Below are 19173 nucleotides of genomic sequence, written 5' to 3'. Positions count from 1 at the left end.
TCCACAAAGATCAACACGCCCTTAGCCTTCACTTATATTTTTTATGGTGGGTTTATTATGCTTTTCGTTTTACTATCCTAAAGCGCGACATTACTTATCATTTTGTCAAAAGGCGTTAACTAAATCATGTGCCTATTTAGATAAAAAATTAGCCCGTTAACTTACTTTTAATTGGGTATAAAAAAATGCCAGCAATACATTGCTGGCATATTTTATAGCTTACCTATTTATAGCTTACATATTTATTACTTTGCTAATTTTTTAGCTAGGTATAACCATGTTTCTATTACTGTATCTGGATTTAGTGAAACAGAGTCAATGCCCTGCTCTACTAACCATGCTGCAAAGTCTTCGTGATCTGAAGGACCTTGACCACAAATACCTACGTACTTGCCTTTTTCTTTAGCTGTTTTAATTGCCATAGAAAGTAGTTTTTTAATTGCTGGGTTACGCTCATCAAATAAATGTGCGATTAAACCTGAATCACGATCAAGACCAAGCGTTAACTGTGTTAAATCGTTAGAGCCGATAGAAAAACCATCAAACATTTCTAAAAATTCATCAGCAAGTAATGCATTTGAAGGCAGCTCACACATCATGATTACTTTAAGACCATTTTCACCACGTTTAAGGCCATGCTCTTCTAGTAATTCAATTACGCGTTTACCTTCTTCAAGGGTACGTACGAATGGGATCATGATTTCAATGTTTGCCATATCCATGTCGTTTCTTACGCGTTTTATAGCTTCACATTCTAGTGCAAAACAATCGCGGAAGTCTTCAGAGATATAACGTGCGGCGCCACGAAAACCAATCATTGGGTTTTCTTCTTCTGGCTCGTATTGCTGGCCACCAACTAGGTTTGCGTATTCGTTTGATTTAAAATCAGACATACGCACAATTACACGCTCCGGTGCAAAAGCACAACCGAGCGTTGAAATACCTTCAACCAGTTTTGTTATGTAAAACTCTACTGGTGATTCGTAACCGGCAATCATGTCAGTAATTTCTGCTTTTAATGCATCGGTTTGCGCATCAAAATTTAATAACGCTTTAGGGTGAACGCCAATCATACGGTTGATAATAAATTCAACTCGCGCAAGGCCAACACCTGCATGCGGTAAGCGTGCAAAGTCAAAGGCGCGATCGGGGTTACCCACGTTCATCATGACTTTCATTGGTAGTTCTGGCATTTTATCAACGCGTGACGTTAGTATTTCAAAATCTAAAATACCTTCGTAAATAAAGCCGGTATCGCCTTCGGCGCACGATACTGTTACTTCTTGGCCCGCTTTAATTAAATCAGTTGCATTACCACAACCAACAACTGCCGGAATACCAAGTTCGCGTGCAATGATTGCAGCGTGACACGTACGGCCACCACGATTTGTAACAATCGCTGCTGCACGTTTCATGATTGGTTCCCAATCAGGGTCGGTCATATCGGTAACTAAAATATCGCCTACTTGTACCTGATCCATTTCTTTGATTGAATCAAGAACACGTACAACACCGCTACCAATTTTGTGACCAATTGCACGGCCTTCAACAAGTACATTACTTGTGCCATTTAATTGAAAACGTTCCATTACGTTTGAGTCTTCGTTTGAGCGGACAGTTTCTGGACGTGCTTGAACTATATATAGTTTGCCGTCGTTTCCGTCTTTTGCCCATTCGATGTCCATAGGACGACCGTAATGTTTTTCAATGATTACAGCTTGTTTGGCAAGATCTTGCACTTCTTCATCTGTAATCGAAAATTTATTAGAAAGTTCAGGGTCAACATCTACGATGTCTACTTGCTTACCGTGTGATTTGTCTTCTGAGTAAATCATTTGAATGGCTTTAGAGCCAATATTACGACGTACTACTGAAGGTTTGTTTTTAAGGAGTGTTGGTTTATGAACATAAAATTCATCAGGGTTAACCGCGCCCTGTACAACCATTTCACCTAAGCCATAGCTTGATGTAATAAATACAACGTCTTCAAAACCAGACTCTGTATCAATACTAAACATTACGCCAGATGCTGATTTATCTGAACGTACCATGCGCTGTATACCTGCTGATAACGCTACACCACGGTGATCGTAACCTTGGTGAACACGATATGAGATTGCGCGGTCGTTAAATAATGAAGAAAATACGTGTTTAATAGCGACCATGACTGAATCGATACCGACAACGTTAAGGAAAGTTTCTTGTTGGCCTGCGAATGATGCATCTGGCATATCTTCAGCGGTAGCTGATGAACGTACTGCAAATGAAACATCTGCTGCAGTATCGCCATGGAGCTGGCTATATGCGTCGCGAATGGCTTGCTCTAGGTTTGGTTGGAATGGTGTGTCGATTATCCATTGGCGGATATCGGCACCGACTTTAGCGAGTGTATTTACATCATCAACATCAAGTGTATCTAGGATGTCATGAATTTTGGCGGTGAGTCCTGATTGATCTAGAAACTCATTAAAAGCATCTGCGGTAGTTGCAAAACCACCCGGTACTTGTACACCTGCGTTTGCGAGGTTTGAAATCATTTCGCCAAGTGAAGCGTTTTTACCGCCAACTCGAGGAACATCTTGCATACCAAGCTCTTGATACCAGAGAACGTATTCTTGCACGGATCTTTCTCCAAAAAAAACAAATTGTAGGTCTAACTGTGAGAGTTAAGAAAGAAAACCTTTTATAAAGGTCGTCATCATTCTACACTGGCAACAGTCCTCACGTAAACCGTGGGAAACCCATTTTAGGGATTTAAACGCAATAAAAAGGTTAATTATGAGAACTGCTTTTTATATATCAGATGGAACAGCAATTACTTCAGAGGTATTTGGGCATGCGACTTTGTCGTTGTTTCCTATCGATTTTAATCATAAAACAATTCCATTTGTAGAAACTGAAGAAAAAGCGCACGAAATTAAAGCTTTAATTAATGCAACCGCTGCAAAAACAGGTGAAAAGCCTTTCGTGTTTTTTACTTTTGTGAATCACAATTTAAGTGAAATTATAAAATCGGCTGATGCAGTTACGTATGATTTTTTAACTACGTATAGCGAAAAAATAGAAAAAGAACTCAATGTAGCCCCTGTTCCAAAAATGCATCGTACGCATTCTATCCACGAAAAAAGTTATGATTTTAGAATTGATGCGGTTAACTATGCTCTTATGAATGATGATGGCGGAAATATTAAAAACTTTTCCGAAGCAGACATCATTTTAATTGGCGTTAGCAGAAGTGGTAAAACACCAACAAGCTTATACTTAGCACTGCAGTACGGCATTAAAGCGGCTAACTACCCTATTACAGAAGAAGATTTAGATAATGAAGGTTTGCCTAAATGTTTAGTCCCTTATAAACATAAGTTATTTGGACTCACGATTGACCCTGAGAGGCTTGCGGCTATAAGGCATCGACGTATGGCTAACTCTAAGTATGCGTCTATTAAACAGTGCCGTATTGAGGTGCGCGAAGTGGAAATGTTGTATAAGCGGCACAAAATAGCTTACTTTAATTCTACGCATCATTCTGTTGAAGAAATTTCTGCAAAAATACTGATAGAAACAGATTTAGAGCGACGTAAGTACTAACTCACTCATCAAAATTGAAATAAAAAAACCGCAATTAAGCGGTTTTTTTAGTATTAACAAATATTATTTACGTGCGTCTTTTAGTAAATCTGCGACTAAAAAGCCTAACTCTAATACTTGGTCGGCGTTAAGGCGTGGATCACACTGCGTTTTGTAACGCTGTGCTAGGTCATCGTCAGATAAACCGTAAGCACCGCCGGTACACTCTGTTACGTGCTGGCCTGTCATTTCTAGGTGAACACCACCTGCATATGAACCTTCTGATTTGTGTACAGCGAAGAACTGACTGATCTCACGCATGATATTATCGAAGTTACGCGTTTTGTAACCTGATGTCGCTTTTTCAGTATTGCCGTGCATTGGATCTGAGCTCCAAATTACTTTACGGCCTTCTTGTTGAACTCTTCTTACTAGCGCTGGGAGTTTTTCAGGAAGTACGTCTGCACCCATACGCGTAATTAGCGTTAAACGACCAGGAATGTTATCTGGGTTTAATGCATCAATTAAACGAATTAGGTCATCTGGGTCCATACCTGGGCCAACTTTAACACCAATTGGGTTTTTAATGCCTTTAAAAAATTCAATATGTGCATGGTCTAGTTGACGAGTACGTTCACCAATCCAAACAAAGTGAGCAGAACAATCGTACCAATCACCCGATAAATGGTCGCGACGAGTAAGCGCCTCTTCGTAACCAAGTAATAAAGCTTCGTGAGAAGTGTATAAATCGGTTTCTTTTAAGCTTGGCGCAATTGTAGAGTTAATTCCGCACACTTCCATAAACTCTAGTGCGTCTTGAATTTTATCTGCAAGTTGTTGGTATTTTTCTTTAAGTGGATTTGCAGCAACAAAGCCCATGTTCCAGCGGTTAACCTGGTGAAGATCGGCTAGGCCACCTTGTGCAAATGCACGTAATAAGTTTAACGTAGCGGCACTGTGATGATAAGCCGTCATTAAACGTTGTGGATCCGGTATACGTGCTTCTTCTGTAAACTCAATATTATTAATGATGTCGCCACGGTAAGATGGTAAAGACACGCCATTAATTGTTTCTAAGTCTGCTGAACGAGGTTTAGCGTATTGACCAGCCATACGCGCTATTTTAACTACAGGGCATTTACCGCCGTATGTTAATACAACTGCCATCTGTAAAATTGTTTTGAATGTATCGCGAATGTTAGCTGCATTAAAATCGCTAAACGACTCTGCACAGTCACCACCTTGAAGTAAAAATGCACGGCCTTCGCACACATCTTCAAGTTGTTTAAATAAGCTTCTTGTTTCTTCAGCAAAAACTAAAGGCGGAGCCGTCTTTAATTGGCCTTCTACTGATTTAAGTATTTCTTGATCTGGGTACTGTGGTTGCTGCAGTATTGGCAGCTCTCTCCAGCTATTTGGGTTCCACGATTGCATGTTCTTTCCTCATTCCTACATTACCTGATAAGAAGAAATTACCGTATGCAGGCCCCTATGTTCAAGGACTAAATTCACTATTTACCAATTATTTAGTTATGAGTTAAGTATAATAGTAATCTTATTTAATCCATGTGGTTATATAACATACACTTTAGTTTTATCTTTAATAAACTAAAGTGTTTAAATACAAGCAATTATAGAGCGCTAATTGCAATTTTAGCGCATTGAGAATAAATAGAGCATAAGGGTTTATTATATGTAACTTAATAAAGAACACATCATACTTAAATGGTAAGTAATGTAGCCTTAACTTTACAGTGAAATTTAATTAATAGTTAGCAACTACTATGTGCAGGCCTTAATGTATGATAAGGCGGATGTGTTAATCATTTATTTGCATGGTAAAGTATTCACAAAAAGAACTAGATTCACAAGCGCCAAAACGTAAAGGTGTGGTACGCAATTTACGTTTTCTCTACCAACACGATAGTGTTTATCATGATTAAAAACCCAAATGGTAGAGATATTTTTAGAATGATGCTGAAGTTAAAAACTTTTATATTTACTCTCATTACCGTGTTACTAATTACGATATAAGTTCGTTTAACTCATTTTCCCTACTCTTAGTTAATCAGCCAATTCAGAACTAAGCGCATTAACTGGTTGATGTAATACAAAGATCAAATATGTAAAAGTTTAATTCTTAGTTTAGGGATTTCACTTTAGACAAAGAACACATCATACTAAATTTAATTAATAAATATATGTAGAGCTGAGTGAATTTGATTATTTATTTAGACAAAGCAAAGTGCATGTAATAATATTTACCTAGTAAGATGTGTTCTTTGAGGTGGGTAATGGTAACTAAGGTACAAATTAGAAGTCAGTTTGATTTAATGAACGAGTTAACTTTAAGGTTAATTGAAGAACTGAAAGAGTGTGAATTTTCCAAAGCAGAGTACTATCAGTTACCTGATGTTAGTAGTATAGATGAAAGTAAAGTTCCAGAATCTATAATCGTTTCTAAAATATCGGGCGCTCCGGCTCAAAAAGCAATCCTTCACTCCTTTTCTGACATTTATAAAAAATCGGGCTTAAGCAGTCGTGTTTTAAAAAGGCACCCAGGCTTGCTTGTTATTAAAAATGCAGATAAACATGCTTTAAATAATCGTATAGCCCAAGTGAATAAAGCTAAAGCTACATTTAAAGAATGTATTTTAGCTATTGATAGCAACGATGCGCGATTTGAAGCTGTTCACAATGCTATACCAAATTTAATAACGCTTGCTGCATATCGTAAAATTCATAGTGAGAGTGAATCCCCATTTTCAGTTAGGTTTACCTGGATGCACAAACATGCAACAAAAACACTTACTAAAAAAATGGCACTAGAGATGCTCGATAAATCGGCCGGTTATCGAAACCCAAGAATGATCGATCAGCAAAAGTGGCAATTACTTGTAGCTCAAGAACAAGCACGAGTTGCTAGTTTAGGTGAAAAAGAAAAACTACGAATACGCCGCCCTACTCGCGTAAGTCCCCAAGTAAATGTAAGATACACGGCACAAAATAGGTATCACGTTAGTGCAGCATTGCCATTTATCTTAATTAATCCGGAACCCGATGTAAAACTTGGCATATTACAAAACTATGAAAAACCATTAAGCCATCCACGCAAACGAGATTATGACTTTTTAGTCAACAGACTTTACTTAGAACAAGTAGATAAATGATTATGTTAAAAAGGCCACATTAAGTGGCCTTTTAGGTAGTTATGGTAGTTATTGGATAATAAAATAAATTCGTTGCTATTTTTCTACTATCTCTTCAATTTTATCTTCATCTATCAAAACCGCATTTTCAACAATGCGTTTACCACCTTGAATCTCAATACGTTTGTTATGCTTATTTAATGTCAGTATTTCGTCACAAAACTGATCAGACGGGTGCATTTCGTATGTGTAATCAATAATGTTACCAGTTTTGTCATCTTTGACGTTTGTAATGCTGTATTCTGATATCGCACCTTTTTCAATCAAATCTTTCATTGTTGTTGTCATATCACGGCGTAATGCTTTTAATTTATTCTCAGTAATATTGTCAGTTGAATAAATAGAACCGTACTTTTCCATAATAGAAAGCAATCTAAAATGATATGTTTTACCTGGAGCAGCATATCGCCAAAGATGGTACAAACGAAGCATCATCCAACGCGACAATCCCCGTTTTAATTCTTGTGCGCTATTAAAGTAATACCCTTTGTATTCAAGGTTATCAATCATGTTATGAACAAATGCATTTAAACAAGCTACACATTTAACATTGCCGCCTTGACCTTTTTTCCCACTAAAATGTAGTGACGATAAAAAGTTCATGTTTGATTCGTAAAAGGAATCATCAATGTCAGAGTTTTTTGTATCTGTTGCCGAATATTTAAACGAAAGTTTAGAGCCTTGTAATGCTTCAAGTGATTCTTTAATTGCAGGATACGGCATTGATTGCCCTACCGCTTTGAGTTCTTGCGCTAACTCGTTCATAGAAAAAACCACGGCATATTGAATACCGGACTTAAAATTAATTTTTACTATTTTACCTTTTGAAGCCAAACGAATTAAGGCTCGCTCTACTTTTTCTTCTCTATCTGATGGCCAAACCAAATATTCTACGTCTTCGCCATCTTTACGAGTACTCACAACAGCAGGTGTTATTTTTATTTCGCCATCGTATAAAATACCGTCCACTTTTTCTGATATTTTACGTGTAATGATTGTTTTTTTCGGTGCTTCTTCAAGCGGCAATTTCTTATGGCCAGAACGAACAAAGCGTCCCCATAAATCATAGTGATTAAACGTATTTGAATAAGCACGTAATCCATGAGCAGCATTTTCAATAGAAATGCGAACATCTTTATTATCTGTAAATAGTGCTAAACTCTCGTTATCAATTGCACTTTCCACCCCGTGAATTTGGCCTCTTAGTGTATCAGGCAAGTTATCTACCGAGATGTTGACCTTTCGGCTCATTGTTCTTATTTCCATTTTTATTGCGACAGTTAATAACAACACATAAAACAAGAAAAGTTAAATGTTTAAGTTAGTATAAAAGTGATCTGACTTTAAATAAAACATTCAGATCACTTTTATACTAACTGTTGTCAATTTTTGGTGTTTTCAGATCATTATTATACTAACAAGTGAGTTATAAATCTCTTTTTTACTAACTCAGCTATTATTTTGTCCAGTGTAATTGATATTTTATTAAATTAAACACGACAAATTACGCTTTTAAGTAATTCTCCTGTGGATAAAGCAATATCGAGTTAGAATAGATCTGATCTGTACTTACTACAGATCAGATCTATACTAATTCAATGCCCCTTTTATCTAGTAGACCCGTGCATAACTTTATAATTTACTTAGTAAAAATCGGATCTCAAGAGGTGTTTTTGTTCATAACTTAATGAGTAAGCTGTGCATAACTATATATCTCAATTAGTCCTTAGTAAAAAGCTGATCTGAGTGTTAATAAAGATCTGATCTTAACCAAGTATAAAGGTGATCTGCTTTTTTTAATATTATTCATATTTATCATCAAGTTATATGCTAATTATACACCCTTAACCTTTATTACCTTATATATTTAACCACCTTTAAACTTCTTTATTTATACTAAGCAATATTAATGATGTAAAAATATTATTAGATGTCTTCTTTTTAAAATGCATGTCGCCATAAATAGTTGTTTACAGCAAATTGAATGGACATTATACTTACTGCCTAACTTTGAGGAAGGAAAGTATGTCTATCAACAATAATGCGCTAAATACCTATCGACTCTTAAAAGCGACTGCTGAAGTTGCAGAAAAGTCATTAGAAGGACGTATTCAACATTATCGCGCTCATCTTAAATCCGAAGAAAAAGAGTTAAGAACATACACCCAAAAAGCAGCAGCCGATTTACTAGGTTGTAATAATCGTACCTTAAAAAGACGCCATGATAATGGTGATTTTGATGATTTAAACATAAAACGCGGTGCAAATGGCCATTATGCTTACACACTTGTAAATATTTTTGCAATGGCTGATATTATGGATATCAAGCCTGATCACCGCACTAGCGACGACAAACTTCAAGTTATTGTTATAAACTCCCTCAAAGGCGGTTGTGGTAAAACAACCAGTATGGTTAATATTGCAGCGGCACTTGCTACAACCAATATTAAACGTTATCGCATTGGTATTATTGATTTAGATCCACAAGGTTCATCATCTAGCTTCTTCCCCTCTAGCGAACATGATCCAATTACTGTTGGTGATTTAATGCGCGATTGCATAGATCTAGACGAAGGCGAAACATGGCCTGAATTTGTATCAAACTCATTTTTACCTACGCATATTCCAAATATTCGCGTTTTACCATCGGGTATGGATGACTTTTATTTTGAGCACGAAACTGCCACTTTATTAAAAGATACTTCAAATTATGAGCAAACTCGCCATTATCATAAGTTATTAGAAAAAGTAATCGAGCCGGTTCAAGATGAGTTTGATATTTTACTTATTGATACAGCTCCAACTCTTAACTTTATGTTTTATAATGCATTAATGGCATCTACAGCGATGCTTATTCCTGTTCATCCTGAAGCTGTCGATTTTGATGCAAACAATAAATATCTAAAAAGGTTAGGCGAGATTTATCATACTGTTGCTGCGCTTGGACATGAAGGTTGGGACTTTATGCAGTTTCTTGTGACCAATTATGTAAAAGGTAACCATTCACAACGCGATATTGTTAAAGATGTTCGAAGTGCATTTGGCCGCCAAGTTATGAGTTACCCAATTAACCACAGTTCTGCAATTACAGCGAGCTCTTCATCTTTTAATACTATTTTTGATCAAAAAGCGTCTGATAGTTTAGCCAGTCGTGAATCGCTTATGCGTGCACAAGAAAACATTAAAGATGTTGTTGACGAACTTGAAATGCTAATTCGATCTAATTGGCAATCCACACAATCAAAATTAAATACGCCTAAGTAAGGATGTTAAATAAAAATGGCTAAAAAACGTAAAAATGACACCCGCTTAGATCCATTTGCAACAGCTGTGGGCAGCAGTAGTCTTGATGCATTACTAGAACAAGCGAATGCTGGCGATGTAATTAGAATGCCTGCACCGAGCGACCCTGCTCGTCAAATTACGCTTGTTTGTAAAGTGATCGCACATGCTGATATTGAATCTACCACTGGTGTATATGGCAAAAATCGTCGCGTACAGGCACTTCTTAACGAAAAGTCAGTATCAGATATTCTTCCTACAATTAGCGATGATGGTCGAAATCAGCACCCTGCTTTGCTTTGGGATCAAGGTGACAAAAGTTTAGTTCTTGCAGGTTCACGTCGTCGTATGGCCTGTATTCTAGGTAACGCTGATTATTTAGTGCTTAGCTCAAGTGACTTTACTGAACAAGATGCAAAAATTTTAGCTGTTTCATCTGATCAATACATAGCACCAAGTTTATGGGAGTTAGGACAAGCTTATCAACAAACTAAAAATGAATTAATTGAACAAGGTAAAAAAGGATCTTACCGAGAAATAGCTGCTCTTGAAGGTGTTTCGCATACTGCCATTGCAGATGCAATTAAAGCCTATGAACAAATACCAGCTGAGGTTATTGCGCTTTATCCTACGGCTAATCATGTTGGTAGAGAAGTTGCTAAAAAGCTTGTTATTGCAAAGGAGCGTGATCCTGAGAGCTTTAATCGGTTGGTTCAAGAGCTAGCAAGTAACAATGACATTAACGCGATTACAAGCGACGACAAGCGTGCAATGGCTGTTACTAAATGCTTAACAGCTGAACCGCAAACTACAGTAAAACGCGAAGCTGTTCTCGAAAATGATTTTGTTTCACTTCAACGAAATCTTAAAAGTGGCGATGTTTCTATAAAAATAAACAACAAAGTGATGACAGACAAGCGCTTAGAGCAACTTACAAAGCTATTAAGTGCTTTTAATTAGTTAGTAAAATAGCGATCTATCCAGTTTGTTTTGTTAGTTAAATATTGATCTGCAATATTGTTTAGTTAGTATAAATCTGATCTGTACACGCCGTTAATGTGCTTATTTAGCCTGTTTTATTGCGTAGATCATTTTTTTACTAACTATTCGCCTCTTTTTTATCTATTCACCATATGTTTTAAAAAGTGTTAGTAAAATTCTGATCTAAAAGCGCTCTAACTATTGTTTAAGTTGTTTTTATTTTTTGAATCAGCAACATTTTGCAATTTATTCAACAAAATCCATTCTAAATTTAGTTATAAACCAATTTTTTACTAACCAATCAACTCCAACCAGTTTATATTGCGTTAATATAGCTTTAGCTCAGAGCACATAAGGCATATACTGGCAGAATTATTTTTAAAAACTAATCCTTAGAGTGACATGTCTGCTAACTTATCAAAAAATGATTTACTGGCTATTTTTGAAGAAATTAAAAATGAGCAGGCTACTCAGTTTCCTCTTTCAGAACGCTTTATAAATAAGCTGTTTCGACCCAATGTGCTAGCCAAAGGTAAAGAGTATTACAAAAACGGAAAAATCAGTTGGTTAGAGCATACTTCTAACTTTTCTGTTGTTGATTCAACTGTGCAAGGTGATAACGGTACACCGTTCAATCAGCGTATAGAGATCAGTAAAATACCAACTGGTTATTCGGTTGATACACATTGTACGTGTAATATAAAAACTAAATGCCGTCACCTAGCAGCAATTTTATTAAAACTAAAAATAGAGCACTCTGGTGAATACGGAGAAGATTACTTTATTAATGATTGGTTTAGTGAGTTAAGCGCACTCAAAAGCGCCGAGCAAACAATACCGTCGCAAGTTTTACTCTTTGTATTAGATATTGAAAATAACAAAGTATTTTTATCACCTAAAATAGCTAATTATGATAAAGATCAAAATTACACATTAGGTCGTAACCTTACCGATCAGCAACTTAATAGCTTTATAACCCCGAATGATTTACTCGAAAGTGATTTTAGACTTTATAGTTGGATCCGTTCACAAAATGCTGTAGGTAATATTGAACTCAAAGGTTTATGGGGTTTTAATGCGTTGCAACAACTTATTGCTACAGAACGATTATTTTTACAACGCTCTCGTGTTGCAATTAAGCCACAAAGTGCCCAAGCGCTGAACTTTAATTGGAAACAAGAAAAAGATTTAACGCAGTTGGGTATTAATTTGGAGCAAAGCAAAAATTGGGCACTGATTAAAACAACGCCACCTACATACATAGATTTAGATTATTTAAAAATAGGGCGTATACGTACGCCATTAAGCGCTGATGAAATCTCACATTTGCAAACAATACCCGCTTTACATAGTGCTAACTTCGATCGAATTTATAAGCAGTTAGCAGATAATTTTGGTGCGGGCGTTATACCACATCCAACAAATTCACAAACAACGCTACCTAAAGCAGCTAGTAATGCTGTTTTAAAAGTAACTACGGGTGAACAAGGCTTAACGCTTTCATTGTTATTTAAGTATAAAAACAAGAATTATTTAGCAGGTGCAGCGCCTGCTAGCTTAATAAACAATGCGTTTGAAAATACCGTTAAAAATGAATTAGTGAATTTAGGTTTTGAGTTTTGTAAAGGGGGTTTACAAAGTGAGTTTGTTTTTACCAAGCAGTCCCCTATTCATCTACATTGGCTTACCTATGAAGTATTTCCAAGTTTTAAAGAGCGCGGTTGGAAAGTAGCGATTAGCAAAATGACAGTTGCTAATCCACAAAGCGAAGTTACACTTTATGCGAATAGAGCCGCAGGGCATCAAATGCATTGTAAAGTATTACTTAGTGGTGCAAAAGCTGCGCTACTTTTTAATAATGAAGATTTAACTTATCAATCATTAAATCGTCAAAGTGAGCTATTTCATTACTATCCAATGGGTCGTCAATTTGGCGTTATCAATAAATCAGCTATTAATTTACTAACTGAATTTAAGCAACGCTTTGAGTTTGTAAAAACAAGAGATGAATTTAATATTCCGCTTTCGTACTTGCCTGAGCTTGTAAAACACACCGCAATAAATGTTGAGCTTCATGACGACTCTTTAGAGCTTTACTTACAAGAACTAAATAATACCGACCACGCTATGCCAAAGGTATCTTTACATGGCTTAAATGAGTCGGTAGAGCTTAGAGAATACCAACAACAGGGCGTTGATTGGTTAAGCTTTTTAAAACGTCATAAGCTTGGTGGTATTTTAGCTGACGATATGGGTTTAGGGAAAACACTGCAAGTGATTGCTTTTTTAACTAGCACGTATAATCGTCCGCAAGCTGGCCCTACTTTAATCGTGTGTCCGACAAGTTTGGTAAGTAATTGGGAAAATGAAATAACTAAGTTTGCTAAAGGCTTAAAAGTGACAACTATTTTTGGTTCTCATCGAAACGAGTCACTACAGCACCTTGCTCAATCGCAATGCATACTGACAACTTATCCGCTGTTAAAACGTGATATAGCATATTACTCGCCATTATATTTCGAAAATATAATTCTCGATGAAGCGCAATACATTAAGAATGACACAGCACAAGTATCGCGCTTAGTTAAACGACTTAATGCTGATTTTAAGTTATGTTTAAGTGGTACGCCAATCGAAAATAATTTACTTGAGCTTAAATCTTTACTCGATTTTGCTATGCCATCATTACTTGGTTCACAAGCCCATTTTAAGCAACATTTTCAAACTCCAATTGAACGTGAAGCTGACATGGAACGTGCTGAACAGTTAAAAGCGTTGATTATGCCTTTTATATTGCGCCGTACTAAAGCGCAAGTAGCTCAAGAGTTACCTGAAAAAACAGAGATAACAAAAGAGTTTGAGTTTGAACCTAAACAAAAAGAAATGTATCAGGGGATTACACGCTCTCTTGAAGAAAAGTTAATAGACTTATTTGCAGAGCAAGGTGTTCAAAAAAGTAAACTAGCCTTTTTAGAAGCATTATTAAAGCTTAGGCAAATTTGTTGTCACCCTAAATTAATAGAGCCTGATACGCAAGCTGGCTCTGCTAAATTAGAATGGCTCACGACCCATTTACCATTGATGCTGAGCCTTGGTCGTAAAGTAATTATATTCAGCCAGTTTACTTCGGCACTCGACTTAATTGCTAAGCGCCTAGATGAAATAAATATAGATTTTAGTCTACTTACAGGACAAACTCGCCATCGAGATAAAGTAATTGATGAATTTACTAGCGGTAAAACATCGGTATTTTTAATTAGTTTAAAGGCCGGCGGCACAGGTCTTAACCTTACACAAGCCGATACAGTTATTCACTTTGATCCATGGTGGAACCCTGCTGTAGAAAAACAAGCGACTGATAGAGCTTACCGTATTGGCCAAACTAACCCTGTGTTTGTATATAAACTCATAATGAGTAACTCAATTGAGCAAAAAGTATTTAAAATGCAAGAAGATAAGCAAGCTTTAGTTGATGCATTATTTACTGATAAATCAATGAGTTTTACCCAGTTTGATGAACAGCAAATGTTGTCATTAATAAAAAACTAGAATCTTTTTTGAACTTAATTAATTAAAGTGCGTCTACTACTTTGCTTGTTGTTAAATTGCAGTTTACACAAGCGATAATGTTGATTTCCCTATTTAGTTACTAATTTTAGTAATGATTGAGCCAGCCCATTTTGAGTTGGCTTTTTTTATGTCTAAAATTTAGCGTTAAGCACTTATTTTAAAATTTTTTATTTTTTTATGAACTTAATTTAAAAGCAGGCGTCTACTATTATGCTTGTTGATTAATTGCAGTTAATACAAGTTTTATGTTGATTTCCCCCTATTTAATTACTAACTTTAGTAATAATTAAGCCACTTCATTTTGAACTGGCTTTTTTTATGGTCAAAATTCATCATTTAAATATTATTTAAATTTTTTTGAGTTTTTACTGAACTTAATTTAAAAACAGGCGTCTACTATTATGCTTGTTGATTAATTGCAGTTAATACAAGTTTTCATGTTGATTCCCCCCTATTTAATTACTAATTTTAGTAATAATTAAGCCACTTCATTTTGAACTGGCTTTTTTTATGCCTAAAATTTGCCAATTCCAATCAAACACTACTCAGATAAACGAATTTGTACCAATCTGCTTTGGTATGAAGTGATTTAATTCGTTCAGTTGTTCAAATACTTATGCTGATTGGTATCACTGAAAGTTATTAAATTATTTTTGAATTAATTACTTCATTTACCGGTCTACTGTAATACCTGTTGTTATACAACTTAGCCAAATAATGTAATTTATTTTGGCAAATGCGTATTTAAGTTGCAGCTTGCTCGGGTACATGTTGATTTTCCCTTTGATTACTTAATTTAGTAATATTTAGCCAGCTTATTTGAGCTGGTTTTTTTATGCCTGTAATTTCTTTGCTCCTCTACTCTACTTCTATTGCTTGTTATTGGTTATGATGGCATGTCTCTAAATTTTATAAGTTTATTTTTATGCTCACTCAAATACTCACTAACATCGATTGGTTAAGTGCAGGCGCTGGTGCTATTTTAGGTATTGTATTTTATGGTGTTATATCTGCGCAGCTTAGCAAAAAGCTACACCTAAAAATAAGCGAACAACAACAACAGCTTTCACTCTTACAAAATCAGTTTGATAATAAAGAGCTACAATACAGCACCTTACTTGAGGATCACGAACTACTCGAACATACTCACCAAGAGCAGCGCGATGAGGCGCAGCATTTTAAAACGCGTTTTAGCGAACAAGAAAAACAAAGCATTCAATACAACCATTTTTGGCGCAAAGCCGAAGACGAGCTTGCAGCGCTTCGTGAGCAATATAATCAACGCGATGTTGAGTATAATAATATGCGCACCACCCTTGAGCAGAAACAGCAAAGCTTTAGCGAGCAACTCGCGCAAATTGAGCAAAGTAAAAATATGCTCAAAAAAGAGTTTGAAAATCTAGCCAATAAAATTCTAGAAGAAAAATCACAAAGCTTTAAAACCTTAAATCAAGAAAGCATTGAGCAATTATTAAAACCAGTTCAAGGCGAGCTAAAAGGCTTTAGAGAAAAAATGGAATCAATACACGTTGAAGATATAAAGCAACGCACCGCGCTAAAAACTGAGCTACTGCATTTACAAGCCAAAAGCCAAGCTATAACAGATCAAGCCGACAAGCTCAGTAACGCGCTACAAGGGCAAAAGAAGACTCAAGGTAATTGGGGCGAGCTTATGCTCGAAAACGTATTAGATAGTGCTGGCTTACGTGCAGGGGTTGATTATAAGCGCGAAGTGTCGTTTAACACTGAAGATGGCCGCTTGCGCCCTGATGTAGTTGTGTACTTACCACAAGGTCGCCACTTAGTTATTGATGCTAAAACATCATTAAATGCCTATACACGCTATGTGAACGCTGAAAATGAGCTAGATGCTAATCAAGCAATTAAAGAGCATGTAAACGCCGTTACAGCGCGTATTAATGAACTTGCGAGTAAATCGTACGACCGTTTGCCAGGTATTAACTCGCCAGAAGTGGTGGTTATGTTTGTACCAATAGAATCAGCTTTTGTCGAAGCACTTAAATATCAAAGCGATATTTACCAACAAGCAATCGAAAAAAATATACTGGTAGCCACACCCACGACCCTGCTTACTAGTTTAAATATTGTTAAACAGCTTTGGCGTTTTGAAGAGCAAACCAAATATTCAAAAGAGTTGGCAAATCGAGCTGAGCGTTTTTATAACAAGCTCAATGGTTTTTTATTGAGTATGGAAGGCGTAGGTAAGCAGCTTGATAAAGCGAAAGAAAGTTACGACAAAGCGTTCTCGCAATTATACCGAGGTAAAGGTAATTTAATTAAACAAGCATCAGAGTTTAAAGAGCTTGGTGTATCAGTACAAAAAGAGTTACCTAGTGAGAGCGTTGAACGTGCGCAGCTAGAGCTCGATTAAATTATTTTAAGTGTTTTGACTTAAAATAAAAACTTACCTTAAGTTTTAAAGCACACTTAAGTAAATATTATTAAATAATGTACGTTAGAGATTAGAGGTGTTTATGAGTAATAAGATTATAGGTATTGTTTTAATCGTTATAGGTATCGCTTTAATTATGTGGGGATATGACGTGTATGATGCGGCGGCTTCGCAGTTAAGCCGTGCATTCAGTGGTGATACACCAATAGAAGCATGGGGGGGTATTATTGGCGGTGCCATCTGTGTATTAATTGGCATTAAAAAGCTTAAGTAATATAAAATACAGCTTATTTTAGTAAGCTGTATTCATTTATTCGTAATCTATCACTTTTAGTAATTCATTCAATTTGCCTTCTGGCAGGCATTCGCCTTTATCCCAATAAGAGTTGAGTAACGTAGTTAAACTGCCAATACGTTGTGACTTTTTCTGCATTTGCTCAATCAAAATGTCAGCTTCTTTTTGTTTTTTTTCTAAACGTTCAATTATTACTGTGTGGTTTAGCTCGTCGTTTTCGTTACGTAATAAAGGTATTTCGTTGAGTGAAAACCCCAAGCTTTGTGAAAATTTAATTAACTGCAATTTTTCTAAGTTTTGTTGGGTGTACAGCCTATAACCATTAGCACTGCGAGTGGTTGGTGTTAATAACCCTTTGCTTTCGTAAAAGCGAATAGTACTGGCGGGTATGTTGGTAAGTTTTGCAAGTTCGCCTATTTTCATAACTAATAATAACTCCACTTTACATAAACTTAGTAGGTTGACCTTCAAGCTAACTTTAAGGTTATAGTCGCTTTAATGTCAATTTAATTAGCCCATAACTATGCGTAACCCTGTATTTACCCCTTTTACCTTGCCAAGTGGTTTAGTATTAAAAAACCGTATTGCCAAAGCCGCTATGGAAGAAAACCTTGCGCAAGAGGATCAAACGCCCTCCCAAATACTCAAAAATGTTTATAGCGCATGGGCAGTGGGGGGAGCTGGGCTAATTATTACTGGCAATGTAATGATTGATCATTTAGCGATGACAGGCCCAGGCGGCCTTGTGCTTGAAAAAAGTACCGATATTACTGCCTTTGCAGAGCTTGCTCGTTTATCGCAGCAAAATAATTGCAAAGTGGTGATGCAAATTAATCACCCTGGTAGGCAAGTATTTAAAAAAATGGGTGGAAAGGCTCTATCAGCGTCAAGTGTTGCACTTAATATGGGTAAGCACTCGCACTTGTTTGGCGTACCAAAAGCGATGACGAAAACTGATATTGACGATGTTATTACCCGCTTTACACAAACTGCGCAGCAAGCTGAAAAAGCAGGTTTTAATGGCGTACAAATACATGCAGCGCATGGTTATTTACTGGCTCAGTTTTTATCGCCACTAACCAATAAGCGCGACGATAAATGGGGAGGGAGTTTACAAAATAGAGCTCGCTTACTCCTCGAAATAACCCGCAGTATTAAAGCTACTTGCTCACTTACCTTTTCGGTTTCGGTAAAGTTAAACTCTGCTGATTTTCAACGAGGTGGGTTTGAACCCAGTGACGCGCAAGTTGTAGTGGACTTATTGAATAAACTCAATGTTGATTTTGTAGAGCTTTCGGGTGGTAGTTACGAAGCACCTGCCATGCAAGGAAAAACAGGTGATCAGCGCACACTTGCCCGCGAAGCGTATTTTTTAGAGTTTGCAAAAGCGATTAGCCAACGCTCATCAGTCCCAATAATGACTACAGGCGGTATTAGTCGCTTATCTATTGCCAACAACGTGATTGAAAGTGGCGTTGCCCTCGTGGGTATTGCCACTGCGCTTGCATACCAACCAAATTTACCAAACAAATGGCAAAATGAGCCACTGCAATTAGCCGTGTTACCCAATATTACTTGGCAAGATAAAACCCTCGCAGGACTTGCCACTATGGCACTGGTTAAAAGACAAATACGCCGTATAGGCCAAGGCAAACCCGTAAAAATAAATGCCTCACCAGTATTTACTTTAATTAGCGACCAACTACGCTCGGTTAAATTAACTAAGCGTTACCGTAAACGCTTTGCTCATGAGCTTAATGTTGAGGCTAAGTAGGGTTTTTTAAATTAAAATAATACACCAATGATGATTTTATAGGCTAAGGTAAAGCTTCATATTAATTTGAGCTTTTTGAGAC

At 36.6% G+C, this 19173-nt stretch carries 12 protein-coding genes; 8 read left to right on the top strand and 4 right to left on the bottom strand.

Annotated features, from left to right (window positions below):
• Positions 1-245: 245 nt before the first annotated feature.
• A complete protein-coding gene (ppsA, locus tag DC53_RS09070; RefSeq protein ID WP_033030106.1) occupies positions 246-2621 on the bottom strand; it encodes a phosphoenolpyruvate synthase in 2376 nt (791 codons plus the stop codon).
• 157 nt (positions 2622-2778) lie between these two features.
• Here ppsA and ppsR point away from each other — a divergent pair, with 157 nt between their 5' ends.
• Complete coding sequence (gene ppsR / locus DC53_RS09075; protein ID WP_007583184.1) at positions 2779-3588, top strand: posphoenolpyruvate synthetase regulatory kinase/phosphorylase PpsR; 810 nt, start codon at positions 2779-2781, stop codon at positions 3586-3588.
• A gap of 63 nt (positions 3589-3651) precedes the next feature.
• On the opposite strand, the gene DC53_RS09080 is transcribed toward ppsR, so the two are convergent.
• Positions 3652-5001, bottom strand: a complete 1350-nt coding sequence (locus DC53_RS09080) for a class II 3-deoxy-7-phosphoheptulonate synthase (RefSeq protein WP_008134407.1) — start codon at positions 4999-5001, stop codon at positions 3652-3654.
• 860 nt (positions 5002-5861) lie between these two features.
• On the opposite strand from DC53_RS09080, the gene DC53_RS09085 reads away from it, so the two are divergent.
• Positions 5862-6737 (top strand): DNA replication terminus site-binding protein, encoded by an 876-nt coding sequence (locus tag DC53_RS09085; RefSeq protein ID WP_007378806.1) that lies wholly within the window; start codon positions 5862-5864, stop codon positions 6735-6737.
• Between the two features lie 75 nt (positions 6738-6812).
• Here the strand turns inward: DC53_RS09085 and DC53_RS09090 are convergent, their stop codons facing one another.
• Positions 6813-8027, bottom strand: a complete 1215-nt coding sequence (locus DC53_RS09090) for a hypothetical protein (RefSeq protein ID WP_008134405.1) — start codon at positions 8025-8027, stop codon at positions 6813-6815.
• A 774-nt stretch (positions 8028-8801) separates the two neighbouring features.
• Between DC53_RS09090 and DC53_RS09095 the strand changes: the two genes are divergently transcribed.
• The 5 genes from DC53_RS09095 (at position 8802) to DC53_RS09115 (ending at position 17296) form a co-directional block, all read left to right on the top strand.
• A complete protein-coding gene (locus tag DC53_RS09095; RefSeq protein WP_007378808.1) occupies positions 8802-10040 on the top strand; it encodes an AAA family ATPase in 1239 nt (412 codons plus the stop codon).
• 15 nt (positions 10041-10055) lie between these two features.
• A complete protein-coding gene (locus DC53_RS09100) occupies positions 10056-11018 on the top strand; it encodes a transcriptional regulator (protein WP_033030104.1) in 963 nt (320 codons plus the stop codon).
• A gap of 423 nt (positions 11019-11441) precedes the next feature.
• Positions 11442-14588 carry a DEAD/DEAH box helicase gene (locus DC53_RS09105; protein WP_033030102.1) on the top strand — a complete coding sequence of 1049 codons (3147 nt, stop codon included), beginning with the start codon at positions 11442-11444 and terminating at the stop codon, positions 14586-14588.
• 946 nt (positions 14589-15534) lie between these two features.
• Positions 15535-17001, top strand: a complete 1467-nt coding sequence (locus tag DC53_RS09110; protein ID WP_033030100.1) for a DNA recombination protein RmuC — start codon at positions 15535-15537, stop codon at positions 16999-17001.
• Between the two features lie 103 nt (positions 17002-17104).
• Positions 17105-17296, top strand: coding sequence for a DUF3185 family protein (locus DC53_RS09115; protein ID WP_033030098.1), 192 nt, complete (start codon positions 17105-17107; stop codon positions 17294-17296).
• Between the two features lie 36 nt (positions 17297-17332).
• Here DC53_RS09115 and DC53_RS09120 read toward each other — a convergent pair whose 3' ends face one another.
• Positions 17333-17740, bottom strand: a complete 408-nt coding sequence (locus DC53_RS09120; protein ID WP_033030111.1) for a MerR family transcriptional regulator — start codon at positions 17738-17740, stop codon at positions 17333-17335.
• A 100-nt stretch (positions 17741-17840) separates the two neighbouring features.
• Between DC53_RS09120 and DC53_RS09125 the strand changes: the two genes are divergently transcribed.
• The gene (locus DC53_RS09125; protein ID WP_033030095.1) at positions 17841-19091 is read left to right on the top strand and encodes an NADH:flavin oxidoreductase/NADH oxidase family protein; all 1251 of its coding nucleotides are present in this window, start codon (positions 17841-17843) and stop codon (positions 19089-19091) included.
• The last annotated feature ends 82 nt before the right edge of the window (positions 19092-19173 follow it).

The sequence above is a fragment of the Pseudoalteromonas fuliginea genome, assembly GCF_000690055.1.
GTDB classification, from domain to species: Bacteria; Pseudomonadota; Gammaproteobacteria; order Enterobacterales; family Alteromonadaceae; genus Pseudoalteromonas; species Pseudoalteromonas fuliginea.
Note: the sequence above shows the minus strand (reverse complement) of the source record. Positions and strands in the feature narration are given on the sequence as shown.